General features: G+C 62.3%; 1 protein-coding gene and 2 pseudogenes. All 3 read right to left on the bottom strand.

From position 1 onward, the window contains the following. Positions 1–382, bottom strand: a 382-nt coding sequence (locus tag ACS5Q1_RS46800; protein ID WP_473104612.1) for a PAS domain-containing protein, incomplete at its 3' end; no start/stop codon positions are given. 6 nt (positions 383–388) lie between these two features. Next, a pseudogene (locus ACS5Q1_RS46805) lies at positions 389–823 on the bottom strand (PAS domain-containing protein); the annotation flags it as partial. Between the two features lie 192 nt (positions 824–1,015). Next, positions 1,016–1,474: pseudogene (locus ACS5Q1_RS46810) on the bottom strand (CHASE3 domain-containing protein); the annotation flags it as partial. Positions 1,475–1,739 lie beyond the last annotated feature (265 nt).

Consider the following 1,739-nt stretch of genomic DNA (forward strand, 5'->3'; position numbering starts at 1 on the left):
CGAGGGTGCGAAAGCGCTCCTCGCTCGCCCGCAGCGCCTCTCCCGCCTGCTTGCGCTCGGTAACGTCCATCGCCGCCCCGATGATCTCCAGCAGGTCGCCGGTCTCGCTGTAAACGGGATGGCCGATACCGTGCAGGTGCTTGATCTCGCCGTCCGGAAGGACGATTCGGAAATCGGTTTCGGAATCGCCCCTGAGACGAATTGCGGTTTCCGTGTTTGCCAGCCACTTTTCTCGATCCTCCGGATGAATGCGCTGGAGAACCGCCTCGAAGGATGGAATCCCGGCTTGCGGATCGAAGCCGAACAAGCGGTAGCGTTCCTGCGACCAGTAGATGATCTCCTGCGTGGCGGGGTTCCATGCCCAACTGCCGCTTTTGCTCAGCGCCTCCGCCTCCGCTAGGTAGGCCTCGCTGCGCCGCAGTTCCTCCTCCGCCCGCTTGCGCTCAGTCAGATCGAGCACGAAAGCGACACCTTGGTTGGCGCCTTCTTCGAAGGTTGCCGCGCCGATGAGCACGGGCACGCGGCTGCCGTCCTTGCGGAAGTACTCCTTCTCAAACGGGGGCAAGATCCCGGTCCCCTCCAGCTCTGGCACCCATTGTCGTGCATCGCGCTCAAGCCATTCCGGTGGGGTCAGGTCCGTCCAGCGGATGCGACCCGCGACGAGGTCTTCACGGTCGTAGCCGATGATGCGGAGAAAGGCGTCATTGGCCTCAAGGATCCGGCCTTCGAGATCCCATATGACGATCCCGATGATGTTAGCGTCGACCAGGCGCCGGATCTTCTTTTCGCGTCTTTCAAGATCGCTGTGGAGTCGGACGTTCTCCTCGGTCGCTTTCCGCCGCCGTCTCGCTTCGAGCCGTGCGAGCGCCAGCGCCGTCCCTGCTAAGACGGTGACAATGACGGCGGCCGCAGCGATGAGCCAGGTCTTGCGTTGTTCGAGTGTGGTGGCGTGCGTCTCCCGACCTGCGAGCAGGAAGCGCTCGTGGTCCACCATCTGGTCGATTTGCGATCGGATCTCGTCCATGTTGCGCATCATGGCCAGCGCCGTCAGCCCGGACGTACGGGGCGTCCTGACGATATCGTCGATCTCGCGCAGCGTTGCTGAAACGGTCAGCGCCAGATGTTCGGCGCGAAGACTCTGCAATGGATCGTTCGCGACCAGAGCCTGGAGCGCCTGAGCCTCCCGTCGCACGCTTTCGTCAGAGACGCCGTAGGCCTTGAGATATGCCGGGTCGAGGGTCAGCAGATACCCGCGCCTTTCGGCCTCCAGGTTGGCGATGATCGTCCGCAGCCGATCGAGCGTATCGAGCACTTGGCGGCTATGCTCGAGCGAGAGATCTGCCGCTTGCCGCTCGTGCCAATATTGGAGGCCGAGAAATCCGGTCGCGCCAAACAGCATCAGAAGCACCGCGACCGCCAGGATCAGCGGACGAGCAAACCACCGCAAAGTTAGGCCCGGAGCAGGGACTGACATCGGCCTTGGGTCCTTGGTGCTCGCGCGACCGGCGCGTCTTCTGGTGCCGACACCAGAGAATTGCTAGAATAATAGGGTACATGGATGAGTGCGCATAGCATAGGTAAGACGGGAACTCGAATTCCTCGACCGCGCAGGTTACACCGGCTCTGGAGCCTGTCGGTTGCCTAGCGAGGGTCGCAACATCACGAGTACGGCCCCGCTCCCGTGTTGTGAATGACAGCCCATTGGGAGGAGCACTGACATGGCGCGGGGTGAAAACTCA

The organism is Microvirga sp. GN3, from assembly GCF_055792825.1.